The organism is Streptomyces sp. NPDC007983 (assembly GCF_042958345.1).
Classification (GTDB): domain Bacteria; phylum Actinomycetota; class Actinomycetes; order Streptomycetales; family Streptomycetaceae; genus Streptomyces.
Window position 1 is genome coordinate 225,779 of record NZ_JBIBJI010000005.1, and the last position, 4,176, is coordinate 229,954.

At 69.5% G+C, this 4,176-nt stretch carries 2 protein-coding genes and 2 pseudogenes; 1 reads left to right on the top strand and 3 read right to left on the bottom strand.

Features of this window, described 5'->3' with window-relative positions:
• Positions 1 to 11 precede the first annotated feature (11 nt).
• Positions 12 to 983: pseudogene (locus ACFZCY_RS18050) on the top strand (integrase).
• Here ACFZCY_RS18050 and ACFZCY_RS18055 read toward each other — a convergent pair.
• From ACFZCY_RS18055 to ACFZCY_RS18065, 3 genes and pseudogenes are all read right to left on the bottom strand, one after another.
• Positions 967 to 3,306, bottom strand: coding sequence for an ATP-binding cassette domain-containing protein (locus ACFZCY_RS18055; RefSeq protein ID WP_391174236.1), 2,340 nt, complete (start codon positions 3,304 to 3,306; stop codon positions 967 to 969). The pseudogene ACFZCY_RS18050 and the gene ACFZCY_RS18055 overlap by 17 nt on opposite strands.
• A gap of 129 nt (positions 3,307 to 3,435) precedes the next feature.
• A pseudogene (locus ACFZCY_RS18060) lies at positions 3,436 to 3,606 on the bottom strand (electron transfer flavoprotein subunit alpha/FixB family protein); the annotation flags it as partial.
• Between the two features lie 58 nt (positions 3,607 to 3,664).
• On the bottom strand, positions 3,665 to 3,820 hold the full coding sequence (locus ACFZCY_RS18065) for a hypothetical protein (RefSeq protein ID WP_391174239.1): 156 nt from the start codon (positions 3,818 to 3,820) through the stop codon (positions 3,665 to 3,667).
• Between the last annotated feature and the right edge of the window lie 356 nt (positions 3,821 to 4,176).

Sequence of the window (4,176 nt, forward strand, 5' to 3'; positions counted from 1 at the left end):
TTATGCCTTGCATGATCGTGTCCTTGTTGTACAAGGTGACCCGGAAGCTGCTGACGGTTCCATCGGTACTCCTCCGCCGTGGGACGGCGAAGGACGCCGAACTGTTGGTGCTGCGGCACGGGAACGCGGTCCCGCGCCGCCAGTTGTTCGCCGTCCTGTCCGGGCTGATACCCCGACGCCACTGGCTCAAGGTCTTCCCTGTCACCCCCGGAACCGTGCTCGCCTGACACCGCAGGTTCATCACCGCGAAGTGGGACTACACCGCGCGCCGTGGCACCGGACGCCCGCCCACCCCGCAGCGGTTCAAGAAGCTCGTCCTGCGGTTGGCCAGGGAGAAGCCGAGTCGGGGACACCGGCGGATCCAAGGGGAGTTGACCCGACTCGCACACCGGATCGCCGCTTCGACGGTCTGGTAGATCCTCAACGCGACCGGCATCGCCCCCGCGCCACGTCACTCAGGCCCCAAGTGGCACGAGTTCCGGACCACGCAAGCCGAGGGGATCATCGCGGCAGACTTCTTCCACATCGACACCGCCCTCGGCAGGCGGTTGTACGCGCTGATGTTCCTCGAGCACGGCACCCGGCGACTGCACATCACCAAGGTCACAGCCCGCCCGACGCGGGACCGGACGGTGCAGCAGGCGCGGAATCTCACGGCCGGCCCTGGCATACGCATCGAGTCCCTGCGCTTCCTGCTGCGCGACCGCGATGGCAAGTACGGCGAGGCCTTCGACGCCGTCTTTCGGGCCGATTGGAGGGAGATTCTCAACAGTGCGCCACAGGCTCCCCGCATGAACGCGCACTGCGAACGCATCATCGGCAGCATCCGACGCGAAGCCCTCGACCACATCCTCATCACGGGTGCCGAGCGCGGCTTGCCCGGGCCTGCCGCGAAAGCATGGGGCGGGCACGACGGCAATCGCGTCCGCACGGGGCGGAAGGCGAACGTCACCGGGCGGGCCGCTGTCAGTCTACCGGCGTGATCATCCGAGCCAGGTACGGTCCGGTCACGCTCCCCTCCGCCCGGGCCACCTCGGTCGGCGTTCCCGCCGCCGCGATCCGCCCGCCCGCGTCACCGCCGCCGGGTCCCAAGTCGATCACCCAGTCGGCGCCCGCGACCACGGCCATGTCGTGCTCGACGACCACCACGGTGTGCCCGGCGTCGACGAGGGCGTTCAGCTGGTGCATCAGCACCTCCACGTCGGCGGGGTGGAGGCCGGTCGTGGGCTCGTCGAGGACGTACAGGGTGTGGCTGCGGCGCCCGTGACGCAGTTCACTGGCCAGTTTGATGCGCTGGGCCTCGCCGCCGGAGAGCTCGGTCGCGGGCTGTCCGAGACGCAGATAGCCGAGGCCCATCTCGAGCAGGGTGCCGAGACTGCGGGCTGCCGCCGGAACGTCCTCGAAGAACTCCGCAGCCGCCTCGACCGTCAGGTCCAGCACCTGCGCGATGGTCCGCCCCCGGTAGCTCACCTGTAGTGTCTGCGAGTTGTAACGGGCGCCACGGCACTCCGGGCAGGGCGTGTACGTGCTCGGCAGGAACAGCAGCTCCACGCTCACGAAGCCTTCGCCCTGGCAGGTCTCGCAGCGCCCGCCCGCCACGTTGAACGAGAACCGCCCGACACCGTAACCACGTTCGCGCGCCCCGTCCGTGGCCGCGAACACCTTGCGTACGACGTCGAAGAGGCCCGTATACGTCGCCAGGTTGGAGCGAGGCGTACGGCCGATGGGCTTCTGGTCGACCGACACCAGCCGTCCCACGCCCGCCAAGTCCTCGCTGATCTCACCGATGAGCGTGGATTTCCCGGATCCCGATACCCCGGTGACCGCGGTGAGGACGCCCAGCGGGAATTCGGCCGTCACCCCGCGCATGTTGTGCCGGGTCACCGGTCCGACCTTCACCTGTCCCCGAGGGGAACGGACGTGGCGTGCCGGTGTGGGGGAACGGCCGAAAAGGAAGCGAGCCGTCACCGACTCCGCGACCTCGGCCAGCCCCGCCACCGGCCCGCTGTGCAGCACACTGCCGCCGTGCTCACCGGCGAGTGGCCCCACGTCCACGAGCCAGTCGGCGCCGCGCATCACGTCAAGGTGGTGCTCCACCACGAAAACCGAATTGCCCGCGGTCTTCAAACGGTCCAGCACGGCGAGCAGGGCTTCGGTGTCCGCCGGGTGCAGTCCGGCGGAGGGTTCGTCGAGGACGTACACCACGCCGAACAGCCCGGATGGCAACTGCGCGGCCAGCCGCAGCCGTTGCAGCTCCCCCGCCGACAGGGTGGGCGTCGCACGGTCCAGACTGAGATAGCCGAGTCCCAGTTCGAGGACCGGCTCGATACGGGACCTGAGATCGTCGGTGAGGACACGTGCCGTCGAAGAGGTGCCCGCCGGCAGATCGGCCAGTTCCGCCAGCGGCAGCGCGGCCAGCTCGGCGATCGTGTGGCCCGCGTAGGTCACCGCCAGTGCCTCGGGCCGCAGCCGGCTCCCGCCGCACGCTGGGCAGGGCGCACTCTCCAGGAAACGTTCCGCCTTCGCCCGCAGGGTCGGGCTCTTGGTGTCCGAGAACGTCTTCAGCACATACCGCCGGGCGCTCATGTACGTGCCCCGGTACGGCCGTTGGATGCGATGGGCCTCCCGCACCGATTGCACCGTCACGACCGGCTGCTCGTCCGTGAACAGGATCCACTCCCGCTGTTCGGCGGGTAGTTCGCGCCAGGGCCGACGCACGTCGTATCCGAGCGCATCGAGGATGTCGCGCAGGTTCTTGCCCTGCCACGCACCGGGCCACGCCGCGATGGCGCCCTCACGGATGGACAGTGAGTCGTCCGGGACCAGCGCTTCCTCGGTCGTGTGGTGCACCCGGCCGAGCCCGTGGCACTCCGGACAGGCCCCGGCCGCCGTGTTCGGGGAGAAGGCATCCGAGTCGAGGCGCTCCGCGCCAGGTGGGTAGTGGCCCGCGCGGGAGAAGAGCATCCGCAGGGAGTTGGACAGGTTCGTGATCGTCCCGACCGACGAGCGGGACGTAGGCGCGGCGCGGCGTTGCTGCAGCGCGACGGCGGGCGGCAGGCCGGTGATCTCAGCGACCTTCGGTGCGCCGACCTGGTGAATGAGACGACGGGCGTACGGCGCCACCGACTCGAAATAGCGGCGCTGTGCCTCGGCGTAGATCGTGCCGAACGCCAGCGACGACTTGCCGGAGCCGGACACGCCGGTGAACACCGCCAGCACGTCGCGCGGAATGTCGACGTCCACGCCCTTGAGGTTGTGCTCGCGGGCGCCGCGGACGCGGACGTACGATGCGTTGGGACCGGACACGGTGGAGAACTCCGTACGGGTCGTGCGCTGAGCAGGGACAAACCCCGCGATTTCCTGCGAGGGGCACGCGACCATTCGGGCGTCCCGGCCGGCGGCCAGGGCGGCGGGCCTGGTAGCGCCTGGGCGGGATCAGCCGTTGCGGGTCTTGATCTCGTCGGTCAGCCGGGGGACGACGTCGAAGAGGTCGCCGACGACACCGTAGTCGACGAGGTCGAAGATCGGGGCATCGGGGTCCTTGTCGACGGCCACGATCGTCTTGGAGATCTGCATGCCGGCGCGGTGCTGGATGGCGCCGGAAAGATGCACCAGGCCGCACGACAAGCCGACCGGGACCCCGACCGGATCTCCTTCAACCCGCTCACTGCGCGTGGTGCGCCGCCAGGTCACCGACCAGGCGGCGTTGCCCCCCGGCCGACTCGCCCGCGCGATCAAAGCCACCCACGCTGGACTCCTCGAACGCCTCCTGCCGGAGCGACGCCGCCGGATCGGCCGCGCCCAGGTTCCCGGTCGTCACCCTCCGTCGAGCCGGTGTCGATCCCCGGCGGGCACCGGGCCCGGGTCGCCACCAGGGTTCGTCCCTGGGGCAACGGGACGGCAGCCCCGGGATCGTTGTCGGTGGGTGCCGATCGGCATCCGCTGCGGCGAAGGAGTTGGCGATGGTGGATTTCAGGATCGAGGTCGTGGTCGTCCCGGTCTCGGGCCGTGCACTGGGCAAAGGACTTCCATGGCCTGTGGGTGCCGGAAAGTATGTCACCTGGCCTGACCTGCTGGTTCGAGTTTGCCAGAGCTCGGGTAGCCGCAGAGCGTTCTGGGGGAGCATGCGGTCGTGGTGATACGGCCAGTATTTCCGGCACCCACAGGGGCCGACCG